This is a genomic window from Pseudoalteromonas sp. MMG005 (assembly GCF_018101015.1).
Lineage (GTDB): Bacteria > Pseudomonadota > Gammaproteobacteria > Enterobacterales > Alteromonadaceae > Pseudoalteromonas > Pseudoalteromonas aurantia.
The window spans coordinates 55,635-77,489 of record NZ_JAGJEK010000016.1; the positions used below are offsets into that span (position 1 = coordinate 55,635).

The window sequence follows — 21,855 nt, forward strand, 5'->3', positions numbered from 1 at the left end:
AATTAAACCGCACTATTGTGACAAGACACGCGTTGTTTTGAGCGCGCTAAGTAATTTTTGATGTAACCCACCAAAGCCACCATTACTCATAATTAAAATATGTTGCCCTGCTTGGGCATGCGCGCACACTTGCTGAATGATTTCATCAATACTCGAAAAGCACTGACGCCCAGCTTTGCTGGCTTCTTCTCGCAGCGACCACCCCAAATTATCAGGCTCAAACAAATAGGCTTCATCGGCTTCACTCAGCGATGCCAATAAAGTGTGTTGATGCACCCCCATTGTCATGGTGTTTGAACGCGGTTCTAAAATGGCTACCACGGGGGCGTTACCCACTTTGGCTTTTAACCCTGCCAGCGTGGTTTTAATCGCGGTTGGATGATGCGCAAAATCGTCATACACACTGATGCCATTCACTTCCCCTAGCAACTCCATACGGCGTTTTGGTGAAATAAACTCACTTAACGCGTCAATCGTTACGCCAACAGGAATGCCCACATGGCGCGCCGCAGCAATGGCCATCATGGCATTTTTTACGTTATGCTCACCAATTGCTTGCCATACCACCTGCCCCTCAACTTGGCCGTTTAAGCACACTTCAAACTGTGAGCCATCTGCTTCGAGCAAGTTATACGACCAATCGCCGTTTAAAGTTTCCTGCTCACTCCAAAACCCCCGCTTTACCACTTCAACCAGTGCAGTATCGTCTGCTGGGTAAATGGCTTTACCTTGGGCGGGTAACGTTCTTAACAAATGGTGAAACTGAGTTTGAATGGCGTTTAAGTCAGCAAAAATATCTGCATGATCAAACTCTAAATTGTTCATGATCAGCGTGCGGGGCAAGTAATGCACAAATTTGCTGCGCTTATCAAAAAAGGCGGTATCGTATTCATCGGCTTCAATCACGAAGAACGGTGTATCACTGACCCGTGCCGACACCCCAAAGTTTTGCACTATACCACCGATTAAAAAACCGGGGCGCAAACCCGCGTACTCCAATACCCACGCCAACATGCTGGCGGTGGTGGTTTTACCATGGGTCCCTGCAACGGCTAATACCCAACTGTCTTGCAGCAAATGATGCTTTAACCATTCTGGGCCTGAGGTATACGGAATGTTTTTTTCAAGCACGTGCTCAACACAAGGGTTACCTCGGCTCATGGCGTTGCCAATTACTACCACATCGGGGACGGGGTTTAACTGTGCAACGTCGTATCCTTGGGTGAGTTCAATGCCAAGTGCTTCAAGCTGTGTACTCATAGGTGGATACACATTTTGATCAGAACCTGTCACTTTATAACCAAGCGATTGCGCAATGGCGGCAATGCCCCCCATAAACGTGCCACAAATGCCCAAAATATAAATATGCTTGTTATTATTTAGCGTTGAGACCATGAAAATGTGTGCCTTATGTAAAGATTTACGCTGCCCTGTTCAGCAAGGTGCTTACTATGCCAAATTTCTGGTCAACAAACCATAAACCTAACTGCAAAACAGCTGTGCAAAAACGGCAAGAATAGCTCACTCTGGCTGAATTAGTGATGAGTACCGGTATTTATTGCTGTGTATTGCGATTTCTCTGAGCGCTTTTTATAAGTAGTTGCTATAAATGCTTTCTATAAAAGCTTGCGCCCACCACCTGCTTCAACAATTTTTTATGATAAAAAACCATAAAAAAATGCCAGTCAGAGACTGGCATTTTTCAGTGTAAACTTTTAATTTGCGTGTTTAACTTAAGCTTGGCAGTTCACGCAAACAGCGGTTATGCTACGCCGTATTGATCTCTATATGCTTTTACCGCATCAAGATGCTCACTCATGCTACCTTGCTCTTCAAGATACACAATTAAGTCAGCCAGTTTTACAATTGATACTACCTGAGTACCAAAATCACGCTCAACTTCTTGAATCGCTGATAACTCGGCTTTGCCTTTTTCTTGACGGTCAAGCGCAATTAACACCCCTGATAAGTCAGCACCCGCTGCGGCAATGATTTCCATTGACTCACGGATAGCCGTGCCAGCAGTGATCACATCATCAACCAGCATAATGCGCCCTTCCAAAGGCGAGCCCACTAATGAACCGCCTTCACCATGTTGCTTTTTCTCTTTACGGTTAAAGCAATACGGTACGTCTTTGTCATAGTGATCAGACAATGCCACCGCCGTGGTAGTTGCTATTGGAATGCCTTTATACGCAGGGCCAAACAGTAAGTCATATTCAATACCTGCATCTTCAAGCGCGGCGGCATAAAAGCGACCTAAACGTGCTAAATCACGACCGGTATTAAATAACCCCGCATTAAAAAAATACGGGCTAGTACGGCCTGATTTCAGGGTGAACTCACCAAACTTAAGCACCTGCTTTTCAAGGGCAAATTCAATAAACTCTTTTTGATATGCTTTCATATTCTTACCTACTTAACTGATAACTAAACTTGAACAACAACCGATTATGCTAATGCTTTCTTTTGCAGGTCGATAATTTCGCGAATTGAATGCTTAGCCAGCCCTAATAGCTCATCTAGTTCTTCAAATGAGAAAGGTTCACCTTCAGCCGTGCCTTGCACTTCAATCAGCTTGCCGGTTTCGGTCATGATCACGTTCATGTCAGTTTCAGCTTCTGAGTCTTCTAGGTATTCTAAATCTGAGATTGCTTGACCGTTGTAAACACCAACAGAAATCGCTGCAATCATAAATTTAAGTGGGTTGTTGTTGATCATGCCTTTCGCACGCATGTGCGTCAGTGCATCAACCAACGCAACACATGCACCACTGATTGATGCAGTACGCGTACCGCCATCCGCTTGCAATACATCACAGTCGATAGTAATGGTATTTTCACCTAGGGCTTTTAAGTCAACCGCCGCGCGCAGTGCACGTGCGATTAAACGTTGAATTTCCATAGTACGACCGCCTTGCTTACCACGGGCCGCTTCACGGTTGTTACGAGTATGCGTAGAACGTGGCAACATACCATATTCAGCGGTGATCCAACCTTTGCCCTGACCTTTCATAAAGCGCGGCACACCGGCTTCAACGGTTGCAGTACAAAGTACTTTTGTATTACCAAACTCAACTAATACAGCACCTTCAGCATGTATTGTGTAGTTACGTGTAAATGTTACCGGTCTGATCTGGTTTGCTGTTCTTTCACTTGGACGCATCCACGTTCCCCTAATATTCAAAATTTCAGTCATTATAATGGGTCAGCCTTTACGATGCCATGTAGAAATCGACAAAACAACGACATTGAGTGAAAATTGCTTGCTGCGTTGATTTTTTATTAAGCTATAATACCTGCTGGAAATTTTGTTAATAGATTAGGAACTTTACATGATCCATAGTATGACCGCCTACGCACGCCGAGAAGTTAAAGGTGATTGGGGCACAGGAGTTTGGGAAATCCGCTCAGTAAATCAGCGTTACCTAGAAACCTTTATCCGCGCACCTGAACAATTTCGCGGTATGGAGCCGGTAATACGCGAGCGCCTACGTAAACACTTACAGCGCGGTAAAGTTGAAGTGTATTTAAAGTTTACTGCCAACCCAGCACACGTGGGTGAGCTATCAATTAATGAAACCTTAGCTGAGCAGCTCATAAACAGTGCAAAGTGGGTGCAACAGCAAAGCCAAGGCGACATCAATCCAGTAGACATTTTACGCTGGCCAGGTGTCATGGAAGCACAAGAAGTTGACCTAGACACCGTGAATAAAGCCCTACTTGCAGGCTTTAACGAACTCATTGAAGAGTTTAAAGCCGCACGTGGCAGCGAAGGCGATAACCTTGAAACCATGATCACCACCCGCCTAGACGGAATTTTAGAACAAGTGGCTATTGTAGAAACGCACATGCCAGAAATCGCCAAATGGCAACGTGAAAAGCTCAATGCCAAGCTAGAAGACTTAAAAGCCGACATTGACGAAAACCGCCTTGAGCAAGAGCTTATTTACTTAGCTCAAAAGCAAGATGTGGCCGAAGAACTCGACCGCTTAAAGTCACATGTAAAAGAAACCCACAAAATCATTAAAAAAGGCGGCGCATGCGGCCGTCGTTTAGATTTTATGATGCAAGAGTTTAACCGCGAGTCAAACACCCTTGCCTCAAAATCAATTAACACCGACATCACCAGCGCAGCGGTTGAATTGAAAGTATTAATTGAACAAATGCGTGAGCAGATCCAAAATATTGAGTAACCTCTAAATCAATTCAGAATCACCCGATATAGCCCAGTCATACTGGGCTTTTTTGTTTTTAGCGTCTGAGTTATTTTGGTTAATTTAAGTATGAAACAGTAAAAATGAAAGTTCGGGCTTATAAATCAGAACTCTGAGCCTTTTGATTGACCTTTTGGATTCAGTGACTTGGCTATACAGTATGAACCTAAATTCACCACTACCAGTGAATGTTTTTTGAATCACTCGCAGTACAACATATATTCACCAATAGTGATGAATATACTTCCCGTTCTAACGACTACTTGTTTTATTCACTAATAATGGTGAATTTTTATTGCTTATATTAGAACCACGAATATAATCACTATTAATGGTGAATAATTGAGTATTTTCAATATGGCTAATCGCGTTAAAGTGTCAGACATGCCCAGCTCTGTATACATAGAAGATGCAGCAATACTTGGTAAGCTGATCAAAGCAAAACGAACAAAGTTGAATATGAAGCTGGCAGACTGCGCAGCGCTATGTGGAATTGGCATAAATACCCTATCACGTATTGAAAACGGCAATGCTAATTGCACTTTATCCGCAGTATTTTCAGTCTTACAAGGGTTAGGGATCAAACTCACGACAAAAGAGCTATTAACTCCTAGCTCTCACTCTTTAGCAGATAACGAATGGGTTTAACACATGGATAATAAATTAGATGCCTACAGCCTAAACACAAAATTTTCAGATTGATTAATCGGTTCACTCATATTGAACAAAGAAACAGGCTTGCTTAAATTAGAATACAATAAAGTGTGGCAGCAAAACGGTTTCCCCATATCACCAAGCTTAACGCTTGATAATAATCACGATAACTCTGTTGCATACAGTTTCCTTGATAATGCCTTACCAGAAGGAGAAGCTTGTTTACTGCTGGCCGAAGAAGCTGGGGGGGCCTGTAACAGTACCTTTAAATAAACCAACTAAATTGTACTTGTAATAGTGCTGATTAAACCTTTCCATTGCTTAGACTTTTGTTCAATACCTACAGACGCCATTAAAGCCTTTAAAGTCGCTATTTGAGCTTGAGTAGGTTGTATAAATGAACGATTGTAGTCACTATTCCAGATCCCCAGTTCAGCTTCAAATTGCGCTTCTTTAAGCATTGACGACATTTTTTTATTTACTGTCCATGAAAGTAAAAATACAGCTCTATCCCATTTGTTAAGGTGATGAGAAATAGCCACACAAGATAATGCAGTATGAGGGTATGCTGATTCGTCGATTATGCGTATCAGTTCATTCACACCAACATGAACCTTCACCTTCACAATTAACTTTGCAGAGTTCTTACACACGGATGGCGCTGGGTCTTTTAACCCTTTGAGCAGGTATATTTCACTATTTTGTGGGTCAAGCCTTAACAAACTATTAAGCGCCTGTTTTCTCAAAGAGGGCGTAACACTGTTATAAAAAGATTTGATTTTTTCCAAGTCATCATGACTGTTAAGGTAGCCAAGTCCCCAAATAGCAGCTTTGGTTTTTACGCTTGTTGTGAAATTATTCCGATATAACGACACGGCGTCTTCGCCATTTTCAAGGCAATACTTTATGGCAAGCTCGCGTACCGAGGTATGGTGGTCAAATAAAGCATTTTTAGCAACCGTATCAGCATCATCTGCACAGAGCAAATACCGCAATGATTCCTTTCGAATAGGCATAAATGCGTCTTTCAATAAAGACGAGTAATACCTCTCTAACTCGTCAGGGTACATTTTTTTGGCCCATCGAAAGGTGTTCATTCTCACTAAAACGTCTTTGCTTAAAAACGCAACCGACAATAAATTAGGTACATCAATGAATTGACTTCGAATTGCTAACTGTAAGCACAATCTTGCAATATCACTATTTGCGTTATGAAGCCCGTCGAGCAAATAAGATTCATTTGATTCCGCCAACAATAAAACTTCAATGTGCTGGATGAGATGTTCGTGATCTGCTCTATGGCACTCTCTTAAATGGTATATATGTGGCAGGCATTGAATAATTGAGTCTAGGTGCTCTGTTATGATCAATTTTTTAAGTGACTTTATTGCAGCAGCCCTAATTTGTGGCACCCAATCATTAACACGCAGAAGCAAACTTGGAATTGCTATCGGATCACCTAAATAACCTAACTTTGCAGCGGCATTCTCTCTCTTGTAGCCATCTCGGTGATTACTTAACTGAATCAACTCTTCGACAGTCGCGACCCATTCAGTTGCTACCCGCTCTGTTTCCATCCGCAGGTTACTTGAATTGTCACGGAATACTAACTTTTTCAATTTTATAAACAGACGCTGCAAGCTAAGCAATTTTACATCCTTTTTTTCATCCCAATGGCAATACTTGAATACTATATAAAATTGGGACATAAGCGCAACGTAACAAAATTAAGATCTGGGTAAATCTACATTTAGTCTTGTTGTTTAACGTCGCAATACCAGTAAATAACATGAATACGCGCTTCGCACCTAAATAAAACCACACTAAAAAGTCGTAATAGCTGGCGGCTTTATACCTCTTTTTAGGAAGTTCTATTTACTCCTTGCGTTTACTTACCCCATTCTCAGCCCTCCCGCGGGGCGTTCACTGCCAATAACCGAAACTCGACCTCATCTCCCATCACATTCTCGGCCAGCTCTCACCAAACACTGTCAACAAATGTAAACATGACGTTTACATTTTGGGCGTTTCGAAATATTATGTATACCGAAGTCCTAATACGGCTAAAAGCACAATATTTGGCTGTTTTTCGCTGATACACTCCTTACCTTGAAGTATTCATTGTTAACAGTGTGTATGTGTATATATGGAACAACTTCTCCCCTAAAAAAATAAGGATAAGGATGTGATAGATGGTGATGACCTAAGGGCGATGAGAGTCAATGCAGGTATTTCTCAAGACACCATGGCTAAGAAACTTAAGTGTGATAGAAAAACCGTCATCAACTATGAGTTAGGTGTGAGCGATATTCGCTCTAAACAGCTTTTCATGTGGCTGGTATATTGTAAGATAGACTCAGGATCCTTGTTAAACGAAATTAAGCAGATCCGTGATCAAGTCAATCGTACAAAAAACCCAAGCTTACAGGATGAAGAAAAATGCAAAAAATAAGTCTACTTAAAACTCTTAGCGCTATGAATTTTTTAATAAAGGGAAATGGACCGCGTACGGAAAAGCTTGCAGGCGATCAGAATACCAATAAGCTCAATCAAGAATCTTGTACTTTAGTATTTGCTGGCACCGCCGTAAAACCTACTAGGCCAGCTGTAGCAACACATGCCCCAATTATTCCTATAGATATTTTACAAGGATAGAAAATGAAAGTCTCTGACTTAATTTTACTCAGTATTGGTTCAATGCTGTTTTTCTATATTCAACTTTGGGAACACCAAATCGTCACACCTCTTTACTTGTTGCTTCTCGGTGTTTGCGCAGCCTACGGCGTGTATAGAAAAGATATTAACATGACCCACATAGCGATCTTTATTTTAGTATTAAATACGATCCCCCATATAATTTTTGAAATTGGCATAATTGATTACGTAACTCCATATCAAGATCAACTAATACGGGGCATGCTAATTTACGGTATCCAGTTGTTATTCAGTCTCATAACTGTAATAACATTAATCTTTAGAGTTCAAATTTCCCGAGTTCTATCTAAATCCAAGCATATTGCATTAACTCGCTTTGATGGCATATTCCATTGGCTTTACATGTATACATTTACAATCTATTTACTCGCCCTTTTAGAAAATATCGCATGGGCCTATTTCGAAATGAAATCTTGGACATTAATTTACGATAACTTTGAGGGATTGATTTATGTTGCATGGGCATTGTGTTGCGGTACCTTGCTAGCCATGATGATCACCTCTACAAAATCAAACCATCATGATGAAAAAGAAGAAGCTATTTCTTAAAGAAGTTAAATAAATTAAGAAGACGCAATAGGCTATGATTTAGCCATGAATTAGCTGCGTCTTCAAATTTCTTTATACCGTTCGCGTTTTATACGGCTTTCTTTATGCAGCTTTCTTTATGCAGCTTTCTTTATGCAGCTTTCTTTATGCAGCTTTCTTTATGCAGCTATCTTTATACCGTTATCTTCATACCGTTATCTTCATACCACATTCTTTCTACAGCTTTCTATACAGATATCACTTTCAAGTTTTAAGTTTTAAGTACCCCAGCGCTTATAGTTAGATTATAAACGGGTGGTTATTATAACCCCCCAACTTACTGCCTGCCCCAAAACCATTTCGCCTCAAGGTCATTTCACCAGTCATTCCCCCCTAACAAAATAGAGTCACATTTACCCGGTACACTTGCTCTACTCAGCATTGAGCTACTGCATGTATTTTCAGTAAACACTCCTTGTATACAGCGTCGGTTTACAGGCCCTATATTTCAAAATACTATGTTTATTAAAAATACTATGTTCATTAAAAATATGATGGCCATTAAAAATACGTCGCTCATTAAAAAAGGAAAAATATGATAGATGGTGATGACTTAAGAGCGATGCGCATCAATGCCGGTATTTCGCAGCAAGGCATGTCGAAAAAGCTCAAATGTGACAGAAAAACCATTCACAACTATGAAATTGGCGTGAGTGATATCCCCTCTTCACGATTATTCCAATGGCTTACCTTTTGCAAACTCGATTTATCAATATTATTAAACCAAGTGAAAGCAGTACGCGGCGAAGCGAGTAAAAATGGTCAGTCGAAGCTGCTAGACATCATGTCAGTGATACTGCTGTTTAGCCCGTTATGGAGTCACTTAATCGTCACCCCCCTTTATTTATTACTGCTTGGTGTTTGCGCAGCTTACAGCGTGTATAGAAAAGATATTAACATGACTCACATCGCAGCTATTTTATTTACTTTAACAGCTGCAAATCATGTTGTTTTTGAGGCCGGAATTGTAGATTACGTTACACCAATTGAAAATCAACTCATACAAGGCACATTGCACTTTGGGATTCATTTAATGTTTAGCTTAACAATGGTAATTGCTCTAATGTTCAGGGTGCAATTATCTCGGTTTCTGTCTAAGTCCAAAAGAATCGCCTTAACGCACTTTGATGGTATATTCCATTGGCTTTACATTTACGCTTCTCTGATCTACTTACTCGCCCTTTTAGAAAATATCGCATGGTCCCATTTCGAACTGAAATCTTGGACGCTCATCTACGATAACTTTGAGGGATTGATTTATATTGGCTGGGCGCTCTGTTGTGGTGCATTACTGGCTATGATGATTAGCTCGACAAACTCACACTGTTGTAACGATAAACAAACGACTGGCAATGAATAACCAAGGGCTATAAGTAAAAAGGGGGATCAGTTAAGTCACGCTTTCTGCTGCTCAGCGCTGGTTTAAACGGCGCTGACTTAAACCGCTTTGGCTTACGCTTGCTTGCCTTAAAAAGTATGATTTCAAAAGTAATGGCTTTATGGCCGTGACGTTCAACGCACTCCACTTCAGCCCCTTGTTAACAACGCTTAGCATTGTATGCGACATAAAATAAAGTCTTAGCCTCTATACTGCCCCTCTACACGCTTATGTAAACCGTAAACTCACGAGTAGTTGCACTATTTTCTTTATATTTCATCATTTTGTAACGTTATTTGTGATTTCGTCGTATTTTATTTTTCGATGAGGAGATTTTTCCACACCGAATAACACAATATATTAACACCAACACATAATTAGCTAAATAATATGTCAATACAATGCTTTAACATGGATATCGAAGCGAATACCCCGTCTATTAACGGACTTAATAGCACTATCAATACGGCCAGTACAGTGCTTATGTGCCGACTTGATGCGCATATTTCTTGTACAGAACGTCAACCACAGCGTGATTTGTTCATAAATACGCATAATACGCGATATAACGGTGTTTATAACGCACCACACAACAAATTGTACACCCTTTGCTTACAAACTAGCCTAAGTGCATTTGCCATGCTGCGCTTTTTAGCTGGGTCCTCTGACGCACTTAAAGCAAGCCCTCAGAGTGCTTCCCTTTACTCATCGGTCGAGGTGTAACATGAAAAACAACTCTAAAAAAAGACAAACCAAAATAAACCGATTTGAAAAAGAACTACAAAAGTCGATTCGCAATTTACGTAAAACCAGGGGTCTTACTCAAAAGCAGCTGGGTAATATGTTAGGCGTCGATCAAGCCACCATCAGCAATTTTGAAAGTGGTAAAACCGTGATGAGTATTACCCAGGTTTATGAAATGTTGCTTATTTTTGGCAATGACTTTTCTAGCCCTAATATTGCGCAATTAATGGGAAATAATCAGGCTGGTACAGCACTGGTTGCTTAAATGATATTGCTATACAACAGAGTAGCCCCAATCTGATTTTACTACGTGTTCTGGGGCTCTGTTTTATAATGGCAAACAACTTGGATTCGTTTTTATGGCTACTGTCATGATGCTCTATCAATATCTCTTGCCCAATTGCTTATACTCTCTGACTTAGCGACCTGTTACAACGACCTCTTGCAACAACAATGCGCACTATCTATTAAAACACCCTATTAGACACCGATTAGCGCCCTCCTTCTTGATCCTGAGTTAAAAACACATTTTGTTACGCATAATGTGTACCCACTACATGAATTAAACTTGATTGAAAAACACACAACCATTGCGTAATTTATTTAGACCGATTCGTTCGGTACAACATAAAAATACAACACGTAAAGGAATTAACATGAAAATAAAACTCAACAAGAAGTCACTAAAACAATTAGATAACAGCCAGCATACACTTGCTAAAGAGTTAACCCCCCAAGCGGCTGGTGGGCAATATGCGTCATCGCCTTATAACGCAGGTTGTATGAGTTACCAAGGGTTAACTTGCCCCACTTCTCCGTATGATCCTGGCTGCTAATTATAAGTGCGCTAAGCCATACCCCGTATGGCTTTTTAAAATACGTTGATCCATTGATAAAAACCCGCCACTATTTACCCTATGTTACGTCTGTTATGCCATTAGCATGAAATTACTCGAAAATGTTCCACTTTTAAAACAGCTTGAGATCATCAATCGACTCAATTTTTTCAATGAGTTTACTCTGTCTGAACGGCAGGTATTACTTGAGTCATTTAGTCATTTATATTTAGTGCATGAGAAGCATCATGCATTTAAACGCTTTGAGCTCGATAACCGCTTGTTTATTATATTAAGTGGCGAGTTTATAATTTTCAAAAAAAGTCAGTTACTTGAATTAGGCCGCGTAGGCCCTGGGGAGTTTATTGGTGAAGGCGCTTTTATTTGCCATAAAGAACACTCTACCAGCGCCAAAGCACTCAAAGACAGTATTTTATTGGCCATTACCCCAGAAGCTATGACACGCCTCCCCAATGTAATAAGAGAAAAAGTAAAAGACAAAATCATCGAAGGCATGAGTGCACGTATTAGTACATTAAGTAACTTTATTGAAGATAATATTTAAGCTGTTTATCTTTTTCTTACATGGGTTTTAATACTTTTAAATATAAAAACCCTTGTATGAACAATTAAAAATAACCCCGCTAAGTGTCATTAAAAGCACCATTGTATTTATCTGTATAAATATTATTCACTTTACATGCATAGTACGCATGGTTAAATTTTGTACTCCACATTTAAAGGAATACAACATGAAACTCGTACTAAAGAAAAAAAACATGAAAGATTTAAAACATAATGCGAAAACATTGCCAGCAGAATTAACGCCCAATGTAGCAGGTGCAGGCGACTATACGTTACCTGTATGGAAGTGTATGAGCTATTTAGGCTGTATTAGCAATAACCCTCGCTTTGGCTGTTAATTTAACCATTTAACATTTAAATAGCCAAAGATAAAATTGAGCACTAAAATTATTAAAATGTTTTAGCGCTCAATTTTTGACTAACTGATAGCGTATAGTATACCGAATTATTAATCGACGCTTTCCCCGCTCAGTCTTAGCGAATTATGAGCGATTAAATAAGGCCGTAAACGCACTAAATAATGTTTCTAGTTCATCGATAGTGTTGTAATGCATACACCCAATACGCACGACGCCGCCTTTATCCATTACCCCCAGTTGCTCACATAAACCTTGCGCATAAAAGTTGCCATCCCACACACACATGTGCTGCTTACCTAAAAACTCTGAGACGTCTCTTGGGGCAATGCCTTCAAAGGTCAATGCAAAGGTAGGCGTACGCTCAGCCAACCGCGTTAAGTCGCTTATGCCAAATAACGTAATGTCTGGAAACTCAGCCAAGCGCGTTAAAAAGTATTCACTTAATGCCATTTCATGCTGCTTGGTGTTTGCAAATGCTTCACTCAAGCGCTGCCGACGAGGCGTTGTTTCAGGTAATCCACTTAAGCTTGCAATGTAGTCAATGGCAGCAACCACCCCAGCTAAGCCCTCAAAGCTCTGCGTACCGGTTTCCCAGCGACCAGGAATGATATCTTTGGCAGGCTCCACTTTGTAAGGGGTAAAACCTTCCAAATGCTCGCGTTTACCATACACAATACCCACATGTGGGCCAAAAAACTTATAGGCTGAACACGCTAGGAAGTCGCAGTTTAGTGCTTGCACATCAATGAGCTCATGTGGCGCATAATGCACCGCATCAACGTACACGAGCGCGCCAACTTGATGAGCCAATTCAACAATGCGCTTAATGTTGTTAATAGACCCTGTGGTATTTGATGCGTAAGTCACCGCGACTAATTTGGTGTTGCTGTTAAGTAACTGCTGATATTGGGTCAAATCAAGGGTGCAGTCAGCATCATTCACTTGTAGGGCATGAACTGTTGCGCCTTTGTCTTCTGCCGCTTGACGCCAAGACGACACATTCGAGAAGTGGTCGGCGTTAGTGACAATAACTTCATCGCTTGCTTGCCAGTCTCTTGAAATAGCACGACTGAAGCTAAAGGTTAAGCTGGTCATATTGGCACCAAACACGATCTGCTCTTGGCTGGGTGCATTCAGTAAATCAGCCACGGCTTGGCGCGCATTACTTAGTAGGTCAACGGTTTTTTCACTAGAGAAAAACGCCCCACCTAAATTAGAGTTGTAATACCCTAAATAAGCCGACATAGCACTCAATACCGACTGAGGTACTTGCGAGCCACCTGGGCCATCTAAAAAAATCGGCGACTGGCCGTTGACTTGCTGCATTAATGCCGGAAATTGGCGTCGTAGTTTAGTTAGGTCCATCATTCACTCGTTATGCGGTAAATACAAAACAATCTAAATAACCGACTTCATCAGCATTTAGTTTATTCATTGGTGTTGCGTTGTGCCACACTTCACGGTCATTGATCAAAGCAAACAACCCATCTTTTATTTCCATTTTAAAACACGGTTCAACATCTTTGTTTTCATACACCAATAACTCACCGCCAGCGATATTTTCATGAGACACACCACATACACACACATGATCGAAGCCATCTTGGTGAATACCTTCTGGTGCAGGAGGCGTATCGCTTTCAATGGCAAGCATGCGGAACTGGTGCACTTCAATATCACGCTCTTCTGCAATACCTGTCATCGCTCTAAATTCACTAAGCAGATGTTTAAAGCCTGTACTTTGCAATAAGCTGTCTTCTAGGTTTTCGTATACTCGCTCGACATTGCCCTGAAAGGTGTTAATGGCATCGTCTTGCACAAATGCTTTGGCTGGCTGAAGTGACACTTCATCTTGAACAAATTTAACCACAGAGTAACGGCGTTTCCTAAATGCACCATCGGCATAGGGGTTACTCGGTAATTGATTAAATGAGGGCTTCACTGCGTTGATATGCGCTTGTTTGATGAAACGTAGTTGAAGCAAATTCTGATTGTTTACTGCGGTCATTTTGCGCTCGCCTATTGATGAGAAATTGGCGATAATTCTAAGCGAATGGAAAATAAATACTGTCTAATTTACCTATTAAATTACCAGCAAAACGCAACAACAAACCAATAATTGAATTATTTTTAGATATTTATTTCATAAAATTTTGATACTTTGATTACGGTGTTTTACCCACAAAAAAGCCGGCAATACAGCCGGCTTTTTTCATTGCAAATAATGATCACACAGCTTGTTGAATGATCACATCATCGGCTTTTTTAGTGTACTGTGGCATTTTATGAAAGTTAAGGTAACGATAGGTATCAGCTGCCGTTGCGTTAATTTTCTCTGCGTATTCTTGATACTCCGTCGTTGTAGGTAGTCTACCAATAATGGCAGCCACTGCAGCCAGCTCAGCGGATGCTAAAAATACATTTGCGCCCGTACCCAAGCGATTCGGGAAGTTACGTGTTGAAGTTGATACAACCGTTGCTTTGTCGGCAACGCGTGCCTGGTTACCCATACACAATGAACACCCCGGCGTTTCTATTCGCGCGCCAACACGACCAAAAATACCATAGTAGCCTTCATCGGTAAGTTGGTCTTTGTCCATTTTGGTCGGTGGTGCAACCCAAAGCTGTGTTGGTAAACGGCCGCCATAGTTATCCAATAACTTACCCGCTGCGCGGAAGTGACCTATGTTGGTCATACATGAACCAATAAAGACCTCATCAATGCTTTGCCCTTGTACGGTTGAAAGCAAACGCGCATCGTCAGGGTCATTTGGCGCGCATAAAATAGGCTCGTTAATATCAGCTAAATCAATCTCAATAATATGGGCATAGTCGGCATCAGCATCGGCTTCCATTAACTCTGGATTAGCTAACCATTCTTGCATTTTAGTAATACGGCGCTCGATGGTTCGTACATCACCATAGCTTTCTGCAATCATCCACTTAAGCATAACAATGTTTGAGTTAAGGTATTCAGCGATTGATTCTTTAGAAAGCTTAACCGCACACCCTGCTGCAGAACGTTCAGCAGATGCGTCAGACAGTTCAAAGGCTTGCTCAACGGTTAAATGCTCAACCCCCTCAATCTCAAGTACTCGGCCTGAGAACTCATTGACTTTGCCTTTTTTCTCAACCGTTAATAACCCTTGCTTAATACCATAATACGGTATGGCATGGACTAAATCGCGTAGCGTGATCCCCGGCTGCATTTCCCCTTTGAAGCGTACCAAAATAGACTCTGGCATATCCAATGGCATAACCCCAGTTGCAGCTGCAAATGCGACTGCGCCCGACCCCGCAGGGAACGAAATCCCGAGCGGGAACCGCGTATGTGAATCGCCGCCAGTCCCCACTGTGTCTGGTAATAGCATACGATTCAACCAAGAGTGAATAACTCCATCTCCCGGACGTAATGAAACACCACCACGGTTCATAATGAAATCAGGCAAAGTATGATGTGTATTCACATCAATTGGCTTCGGATAAGCAGACGTATGGCAGAAAGACTGCATGGTTAAATCTGCCGAGAAACCTAAACATGCTAAGTCTTTAAGCTCATCACGCGTCATAGGGCCTGTTGTATCTTGAGAACCAACGGTGGTCATTTTTGGCTCACAATATTGGCCAGGGCGTATGCCTTCGACACCGCAGGCTTTACCCACCATTTTTTGCGCTAACGTAAAGCCTTTATTTGATACTTCAGCAGCGGCAGGCTTACGGAAGATAGTTTCAGCTTCTAAGCCCAAAGAGGTACGCGCTTTATCTGTTAAGCCTCTGCCTATGATCAAAGGAATACGGCCACCGGCACGTACTTCATCTAGGATCACGTCTGACTTAAATGCAAAGGTAGAAAGGACTTCATCGCTATCATGGCGCTTAACCACCCCCTCATAAGGGAAAATATCGATTTGGTCGCCCATATGCAGCTGCTCAACGGGTAGCTCAATCGGTAATGCACCTGAGTCTTCCATTGTGTTGAAAAAGATAGGTGCAATTTTTCCACCTAAACAAACCCCCCCAACCCGTTTGTTTGGCACAAATGGAATATCATCTCCCATAAACCATAACACCGAGTTGGTGGCCGATTTACGTGATGAACCAGTACCAACTACATCACCTACGTACGCCAGTGGTAAGCCTTTTTTCTTCAAGTCTTCTAACTGTGAAATAGGGCCAATTTCGCCCGACTTCTCAGGGTTAATACCTTCTCGCTCAATTTTCAGCATCGCCAAAGCATGCAGCGGAATATCGGGACGAGACCATGCATCTGGTGCGGGTGACAAATCATCCGTATTGGTTTCGCCGGTTACTTTAAATACCGTGACGGAAATCTTTTCTGCAACTGCTGGTTTATCAGTAAACCACTGTGCGTTTGCCCAAGACTCAATAACTTGTTGAGCGTATGTATTACCCGCTTTGGCTTTTTCTTCTACATCGTAAAAAGCATCAAACATTAACAATGTGTGCGACAGACCTTTTACTGCAATTGGCGCCAACGCGTCGTCATCAAGCAGCTCAATCATCGGGGCAATATTATAGCCCCCTAACATTGAGCCAAGTAACTCAGCTGCATACTCTTTACTGATCAGCGGTGATTGTGTATTGCCTTTAGCAACCGCTGCGAGAAAACCCGCTTTAATATAAGCAGCATCATCTACACCAGGCGGTACACGGTTAACAAGTAAGTCTAAGATGAACTCTTCTTCACCTGCGCTCGGTGTTTTGACGAGTTCGATTAAGTCTGCGGTTTGCTGTGCATCTAATGGCTTAGGGACGATACCCTGAGCGGCACGCTCTTCTACATGTTGACGATATTCTTGAAGCACAATTTTACCCTCTTGATGACGTAAATTGGCGCAGTGTTTGTGGAAATCCTAAACCTGTCGCCTTATATTCTTTAAGGTAATTATAAGGCCTTTGCATATCGATGAGAATAACGCAACTGGAACAAGCACTTATACTCATTATAAATACGATGAATGGGGATGGGTAGACATCTCTATCCTCATGAATATTTGTTAATTAGTAATCATTCGTAACTAAACCTAGCAAGATTTTGATTATTATATTTTTTATGTGCTTTCCAAGTTTTAGACACAAAGCAAACGCTATAACTCTTAGCCAGCATTTCTACGCGTAAAAGGCAGGTATTAAAAGACCGTAAAGATAAAACAAGCCATGCTAAAAAGTAGTCTTAACTTTATCTTCTTGATGTTATGGGCATTATTATGAAAAGGTGTGAGATATAGCGAGTATATGTGAAATGACTAAAAATAAGATACAAAAAAGCCGAGCTATTGCTCGGCTTTTTTAGTGTCTTCTACAAGACTTACTCTGCAGACTGCGCGTCTTCTTGAGCTTCTTCCGCCACAGGGCGACCTAGAAGTTCAACATAAGCCATTGGTGCATTATCACCAGCACGGAAGCCACACTTAAGAATACGAGTGTAACCACCTGGACGGCCTTCGAAACGAGGACCAATTTCGCTGAATAACTTACCAACTACTTCATTATCACGCGTGCGAGCAAACGCTAAACGACGGTTTGCTACACTGTCAGTCTTAGCCAGTGTGATTAAAGGTTCAATTACACGGCGTAACTCTTTCGCTTTAGGCACAGTTGTTTTGATGATTTCGTGCTTCACCAATGAACTAGCCATATTGCTGAACATCGCTTTACGATGGCTGCTGTTACGGTTTAATTGACGACCACTCTTACGATGGCGCATGACCCTATCCTTCTAACTAAACTAATATAGTAACTTAGCTTATTCAGCTAAGCTTGCCGGAGGCCAATTTTCTAGGCGCATGCCTAGAGAAAGACCACGTGAAGCCAGTACATCTTTTATTTCAGTCAAAGACTTCTTACCAAGATTTGGCGTTTTCAGAAGCTCGACTTCAGTACGCTGTACTAAGTCACCGATATATTGAATTTGCTCGGCTTTCAGACAGTTTGCTGAACGTACTGTTAGCTCAAGATCATCAACTGGACGAAGCAGAATAGGATCGAATTCTGGCTTCTCTTCTTTCTCTTCTGGCTCAGAAACATCACGTAAATCTACGAATGCATCTAATTGCTCAGCTAAGATAGTAGACGCACGGCGGATCGCTTCTTCAGGATCTAAAGTGCCGTTTGTTTCCATATCAATGATTAACTTGTCTAAATCTGTACGTTGCTCAACACGGGCTGATTCAACCGAGTACGCAATACGTTCAACCGGGCTGAATGATGCATCTAGCAACAGACGACCGATTGGACGCTCATCGTCATCAGAGGATAAACGACTTGACGCTGGCACATAACCACGACCACGTTCAACACGAATACGCATGCTGATCTCGCTATTATTTGCCGTTAAATGACAAATAATGTGATCTGGGTTGGCGATTGTTACATCTCCATCGTGCTGAATGTCTGCCGCTGTCACAGGGCCTACACCAGATTTTGTCAGGGTAAGAAAAACTTCATCTTTACCTTCTAGAGATACAGCTAAACCTTTAAGGTTTAACAAAATTTCAATGATGTCTTCTTGTACGCCTTCTTTCGCGCTGTACTCATGCAATACACCATCAATTTCAACTTCAGTTACTGCACATCCTGGCATAGACGAAAGTAGTATACGGCGTAAAGCGTTACCCAGAGTGTGACCAAAGCCACGCTCAAGTGGTTCTAAAACAACTTTAGAACGCGTTGGGTTGATAGCGTCGATATCGACTAATCTTGGCTTTAGGAACTCAGTTACAGAACCCTGCATTTTATCCTCTCTTAACTCTTAACTTTACTTCGAGTAAAGTTCGACGATTAATTGTTCGTTAATGTCCGCAGACAGATCAGAACGCTCTGGTAGGCGCTTGAAGCTACCTTCCAATGTCTTACCGTCAACTTCAACCCAAGTAGGCTTTTCACGTTGCTCAGCCAACTCTAGAGCTGCAATGATACGTGCTTGCTTTTTAGACTTCTCACGAATTACAACAGTATCTTCTGGAGTAACTACGAATGAAGGAATATTTACAACACGACCATTAACCATTACCGATTTGTGGCTTACTAGCTGACGTGCTTCAGCACGTGTGCTTGCAAAACCCATACGGTAAACTACGTTATCTAAACGTTGCTCTAAAAGTTGTAATAGGTTTTCACCAGTATTACCTTTTAGGCGAGCAGCATCTTTGTAGTAATTACGGAATTGCTTTTCAAGTACACCGTAGATACGACGAACTTTTTGCTTCTCACGTAACTGTAAACCATAATCTGATAGACGACCTTTACGTGCGCCATGCTGACCAGGTGCTGTCTCAAGTTTACACTTTGAGTCGATTGCTCTCACGCCGCTCTTAAGGAACAGGTCAGTACCTTCACGACGACTCAGCTTGAGCTTAGGGCCCAAATATCTTGCCATGTTCTTTCTCCTAACCTATTGTTATACGCGACGTTTCTTCGGTGGACGACAACCATTGTGTGGAATTGGCGTCACGTCAGTGATGTTTGTGATACGGTAACCAGCAGCATTCAAAGCACGAACAGCAGACTCACGGCCTGGACCTGGTCCTTTAATGAATACTTCTAGGTTCTTAAGACCGTACTCTTGAGCAGCAGTACCTGCACGTTCTGCAGCAACCTGTGCAGCGAACGGAGTAGACTTACGTGAACCACGGAAACCAGAACCACCTGCAGTCGCCCAAGAAAGAGCATTACCTTGACGGTCAGTGATGGTTACAATCGTGTTGTTGAATGATGCATGAACGTGTGCCATACCATCAACAACTTGCTTTTTAACCTTTTTACGACGAATTGGTGCTTTAGCCATAACTTACCTCACCTTATCTTTTGATAGGCTTGCGAGGACCCTTACGAGTACGCGCGTTAGTCTTAGTACGTTGACCACGAAGTGGTAACGAACGACGATGACGTAAGCCACGGAAACAACCAAGGTCCATAAGACGCTTGATGTTTAAAGTCACTTCACGACGAAGATCACCTTCAACAGTGTACTTACCTACTTCTTCACGAAGTACGTCAAGTGTTTCGTCTGAAAGCTCACCGATTTTAGTATTTTCGGCGATACCAGTCGCTGCTAAGATAGCCTTAGAGCGAGTTTTACCTACACCATAGATAGCAGTTAAACCGATTACTGCATGCTTATGATCAGGGACGTTAATGCCAGCGATACGGGCCACTAACACATCTCCTATATTTCGATTCGATTCCCATCTGTTTGAAAAGCCCGTAAGGATACTCAAACGAAGACCGAACCACATTTAAAAACACAGGCTAAGTATTATTACTTAGCCTGCATGAGTTTTACTAGCCTTGCCTTTGCTTATGCTTAGGCTCACTGCATATCACTCGTACTACACCAGCACGTTTGATAACTTTACAGTTACGGCAGATTTTCTTAACGGAAGCACGTACTTTCATTGCTCAACTCCGTGAAAATAACCCTAGCGGCCGTAGCCTTTAAGGTTTGCTTTTTTAAGCACAGAATCATATTGATGAGACATCATATGAGTTTGTACTTGTGCCATGAAGTCCATGATCACAACAACGATAATCAAAATTGATGTACCGCCGAAGTAGAATGGCGTTTGCCATGCCATGGTCATAAACTCGGGCACCAGACAGATAAAGGTTATATACAAAGCACCTGCCAATGTCAGGCGTGTCATCACTTTATCAATGTATTTAGATGTCTGCTCACCGGGACGAATTCCTGGGATAAAAGCGCCAGATTTTTTCAGGTTATCTGCTGTCTCACGCGGGTTAAATACCAACGCAGTGTAGAAGAAGCAGAAGAAGATAATAGCCGCGGCTAATACCATCGCATACAGAGGCTGACCAGGAGTCAACACTGCAGAGATAGCTTGTAGCACATCAGCGACCGGACCTTCACCTTGGCCGAACCAGCTTGCTATAGTACCAGGGAACAGAATTATACTGCTAGCAAAGATTGGTGGAATAACACCCGCCATGTTTACTTTCAGTGGTAAATGCGTACTTTGAGCAGCAAATACCTGACGACCTTGTTGACGCTTTGCATAGTTAACGACAATACGACGTTGACCACGTTCAAAGAACACAACAAGATAAGTAACAGCGAATACGATTACCGCAATCAATAGCAGTGCTAAAACATGCAAATCACCTTGGCGCGCCATTTCAGCTGTCGAACCAATCGCAGACGGCAGGTTAGCTACAATACCAACAAATATCAGAACTGAGATACCGTTACCGATACCACGCTCTGTAATTTGTTCACCCAGCCACATAAGGAACATAGTACCAGTTACTAAACTCACCACTGCGGTGAAGTAGAAACCGAAACCTGGATTAACAACCAATCCGTCCATCATGCTTGGTAAGCCAGTAGCTATACCTATTGACTGGAATGTAGCAAGCACGAGCGTGCCATAACGCGTATATTGACTGATCTTCTTACGACCTTGTTCACCTTCTTTCTTAAGCTCTATCATCGCAGGATGTATGTGCGTTAATAGCTGCATAATAATCGAAGCCGAAATATAAGGCATAATACCGAGTGCCAATACCGAAGCTCGCTCAAGCGCACCACCGCTAAACATGTTGAACATCTCAACAATGGTGCCCTTTTGTTGCTCGAAGAATTCGGCAAGTACAGCGGCGTCAATCCCAGGGATCGGCACAAATGAACCCAAACGGTATATAATGATAGCACCCAATACAAAGAGTAATCGACGCTTCAGTTCCGCAAGCCCACTTTGTGCACTTTGCATATCTTGACCTGGTTTAGCCATTTTGTACTTC

The 21,855-nt window shown here is 42.0% G+C and carries 26 protein-coding genes; 12 read left to right on the forward strand and 14 right to left on the reverse strand.

Going from position 1 to position 21,855, the window contains the following annotated elements; genetic code table 11:
• Positions 1-12: 12 nt before the first annotated feature.
• The 3 genes from mpl to rph all read right to left on the reverse strand — a co-directional run bounded on the left by mpl (position 13) and on the right by rph (position 3,165).
• Positions 13-1,395: a UDP-N-acetylmuramate:L-alanyl-gamma-D-glutamyl-meso-diaminopimelate ligase gene (gene mpl / locus J8M01_RS13770; protein ID WP_211058385.1), complete on the reverse strand. Its 1,383-nt coding sequence runs from the start codon at positions 1,393-1,395 to the stop codon at positions 13-15.
• A gap of 367 nt (positions 1,396-1,762) precedes the next feature.
• A complete protein-coding gene (gene pyrE / locus J8M01_RS13775) occupies positions 1,763-2,407 on the reverse strand; it encodes an orotate phosphoribosyltransferase (protein WP_211058386.1) in 645 nt (214 codons plus the stop codon).
• A 44-nt stretch (positions 2,408-2,451) separates the two neighbouring features.
• Positions 2,452-3,165 carry a ribonuclease PH gene (rph, locus tag J8M01_RS13780; RefSeq protein WP_010363685.1) on the reverse strand — a complete coding sequence of 238 codons (714 nt, stop codon included), beginning with the start codon at positions 3,163-3,165 and terminating at the stop codon, positions 2,452-2,454.
• A gap of 169 nt (positions 3,166-3,334) precedes the next feature.
• Between rph and J8M01_RS13785 the strand changes: the two genes are divergently transcribed.
• The 3 genes from J8M01_RS13785 (at position 3,335) to J8M01_RS13795 (ending at position 5,143) form a co-directional block, all read left to right on the forward strand.
• Complete coding sequence (locus J8M01_RS13785) at positions 3,335-4,195, forward strand: YicC/YloC family endoribonuclease (RefSeq protein WP_211058387.1); 861 nt, start codon at positions 3,335-3,337, stop codon at positions 4,193-4,195.
• A 378-nt stretch (positions 4,196-4,573) separates the two neighbouring features.
• Positions 4,574-4,864 (forward strand): helix-turn-helix transcriptional regulator, encoded by a 291-nt coding sequence (locus J8M01_RS13790; RefSeq protein WP_210996864.1) that lies wholly within the window; start codon positions 4,574-4,576, stop codon positions 4,862-4,864.
• 69 nt (positions 4,865-4,933) lie between these two features.
• The gene (locus J8M01_RS13795) at positions 4,934-5,143 is read left to right on the forward strand and encodes a HipA N-terminal domain-containing protein (RefSeq protein WP_348772761.1); all 210 of its coding nucleotides are present in this window, start codon (positions 4,934-4,936) and stop codon (positions 5,141-5,143) included.
• A 5-nt stretch (positions 5,144-5,148) separates the two neighbouring features.
• Here the strand turns inward: J8M01_RS13795 and J8M01_RS13800 are convergent, their stop codons facing one another.
• Positions 5,149-6,489 (reverse strand): HEAT repeat domain-containing protein, encoded by a 1,341-nt coding sequence (locus J8M01_RS13800; protein WP_211058389.1) that lies wholly within the window; start codon positions 6,487-6,489, stop codon positions 5,149-5,151.
• Between the two features lie 566 nt (positions 6,490-7,055).
• On the opposite strand from J8M01_RS13800, the gene J8M01_RS13805 reads away from it, so the two are divergent.
• The 9 genes from J8M01_RS13805 to J8M01_RS13845 all read left to right on the forward strand — a co-directional run bounded on the left by J8M01_RS13805 (position 7,056) and on the right by J8M01_RS13845 (position 12,054).
• Positions 7,056-7,322, forward strand: a complete 267-nt coding sequence (locus tag J8M01_RS13805; RefSeq protein WP_192505992.1) for a helix-turn-helix transcriptional regulator — start codon at positions 7,056-7,058, stop codon at positions 7,320-7,322.
• Positions 7,310-7,525 carry a hypothetical protein gene (locus J8M01_RS13810; protein WP_211058390.1) on the forward strand — a complete coding sequence of 72 codons (216 nt, stop codon included), beginning with the start codon at positions 7,310-7,312 and terminating at the stop codon, positions 7,523-7,525. The genes J8M01_RS13805 and J8M01_RS13810 overlap by 13 nt, the downstream gene beginning before the upstream one ends.
• A 3-nt stretch (positions 7,526-7,528) precedes the next feature.
• Positions 7,529-8,134 (forward strand): hypothetical protein, encoded by a 606-nt coding sequence (locus J8M01_RS13815; RefSeq protein ID WP_211058391.1) that lies wholly within the window; start codon positions 7,529-7,531, stop codon positions 8,132-8,134.
• Positions 8,135-8,708: 574 nt separating this feature from the next.
• Entirely contained in the window at positions 8,709-9,533 is an 825-nt protein-coding gene (locus J8M01_RS13820; RefSeq protein WP_211058392.1) for a helix-turn-helix transcriptional regulator, read from the forward strand.
• Positions 9,534-9,941: 408 nt separating this feature from the next.
• Positions 9,942-10,274 carry a hypothetical protein gene (locus J8M01_RS13825; protein WP_211058393.1) on the forward strand — a complete coding sequence of 111 codons (333 nt, stop codon included), beginning with the start codon at positions 9,942-9,944 and terminating at the stop codon, positions 10,272-10,274.
• Between the two features lies 1 nt (position 10,275).
• Positions 10,276-10,560, forward strand: a complete 285-nt coding sequence (locus J8M01_RS13830; RefSeq protein WP_211058394.1) for a helix-turn-helix transcriptional regulator — start codon at positions 10,276-10,278, stop codon at positions 10,558-10,560.
• Positions 10,561-10,951: 391 nt separating this feature from the next.
• Positions 10,952-11,131 carry a hypothetical protein gene (locus J8M01_RS13835; protein WP_192505997.1) on the forward strand — a complete coding sequence of 60 codons (180 nt, stop codon included), beginning with the start codon at positions 10,952-10,954 and terminating at the stop codon, positions 11,129-11,131.
• A 106-nt stretch (positions 11,132-11,237) separates the two neighbouring features.
• A complete protein-coding gene (locus J8M01_RS13840) occupies positions 11,238-11,696 on the forward strand; it encodes a cyclic nucleotide-binding domain-containing protein (protein ID WP_211058395.1) in 459 nt (152 codons plus the stop codon).
• A gap of 187 nt (positions 11,697-11,883) precedes the next feature.
• A complete protein-coding gene (locus tag J8M01_RS13845; RefSeq protein ID WP_192505999.1) occupies positions 11,884-12,054 on the forward strand; it encodes a hypothetical protein in 171 nt (56 codons plus the stop codon).
• Between the two features lie 144 nt (positions 12,055-12,198).
• Here the strand turns inward: J8M01_RS13845 and J8M01_RS13850 are convergent, their stop codons facing one another.
• From J8M01_RS13850 to secY, 10 genes are all read right to left on the reverse strand, one after another.
• A complete protein-coding gene (locus J8M01_RS13850) occupies positions 12,199-13,440 on the reverse strand; it encodes a cysteine desulfurase-like protein (protein ID WP_211058432.1) in 1,242 nt (413 codons plus the stop codon).
• Positions 13,441-13,450: 10 nt separating this feature from the next.
• The gene (locus tag J8M01_RS13855) at positions 13,451-14,083 is read right to left on the reverse strand and encodes a 2OG-Fe dioxygenase family protein (RefSeq protein WP_210996835.1); all 633 of its coding nucleotides are present in this window, start codon (positions 14,081-14,083) and stop codon (positions 13,451-13,453) included.
• A gap of 220 nt (positions 14,084-14,303) precedes the next feature.
• The gene (acnB, locus tag J8M01_RS13860; RefSeq protein WP_211058396.1) at positions 14,304-16,901 is read right to left on the reverse strand and encodes a bifunctional aconitate hydratase 2/2-methylisocitrate dehydratase; all 2,598 of its coding nucleotides are present in this window, start codon (positions 16,899-16,901) and stop codon (positions 14,304-14,306) included.
• 503 nt (positions 16,902-17,404) lie between these two features.
• Positions 17,405-17,803, reverse strand: a complete 399-nt coding sequence (rplQ, locus tag J8M01_RS13865) for a 50S ribosomal protein L17 (RefSeq protein ID WP_192506002.1) — start codon at positions 17,801-17,803, stop codon at positions 17,405-17,407.
• Between the two features lie 39 nt (positions 17,804-17,842).
• Positions 17,843-18,829, reverse strand: coding sequence for a DNA-directed RNA polymerase subunit alpha (rpoA, locus tag J8M01_RS13870; protein ID WP_210996837.1), 987 nt, complete (start codon positions 18,827-18,829; stop codon positions 17,843-17,845).
• A 24-nt stretch (positions 18,830-18,853) separates the two neighbouring features.
• A complete protein-coding gene (rpsD, locus tag J8M01_RS13875; protein WP_119861573.1) occupies positions 18,854-19,474 on the reverse strand; it encodes a 30S ribosomal protein S4 in 621 nt (206 codons plus the stop codon).
• Between the two features lie 21 nt (positions 19,475-19,495).
• Positions 19,496-19,882 carry a 30S ribosomal protein S11 gene (gene rpsK / locus J8M01_RS13880; protein WP_010363724.1) on the reverse strand — a complete coding sequence of 129 codons (387 nt, stop codon included), beginning with the start codon at positions 19,880-19,882 and terminating at the stop codon, positions 19,496-19,498.
• Between the two features lie 13 nt (positions 19,883-19,895).
• Positions 19,896-20,252, reverse strand: a complete 357-nt coding sequence (gene rpsM, locus J8M01_RS13885) for a 30S ribosomal protein S13 (RefSeq protein ID WP_010363725.1) — start codon at positions 20,250-20,252, stop codon at positions 19,896-19,898.
• Positions 20,253-20,379: 127 nt separating this feature from the next.
• Positions 20,380-20,493, reverse strand: coding sequence for a 50S ribosomal protein L36 (gene rpmJ, locus J8M01_RS13890; RefSeq protein ID WP_002959476.1), 114 nt, complete (start codon positions 20,491-20,493; stop codon positions 20,380-20,382).
• Between the two features lie 23 nt (positions 20,494-20,516).
• The gene (secY, locus tag J8M01_RS13895) at positions 20,517-21,845 is read right to left on the reverse strand and encodes a preprotein translocase subunit SecY (RefSeq protein WP_192506004.1); all 1,329 of its coding nucleotides are present in this window, start codon (positions 21,843-21,845) and stop codon (positions 20,517-20,519) included.
• Between the last annotated feature and the right edge of the window lie 10 nt (positions 21,846-21,855).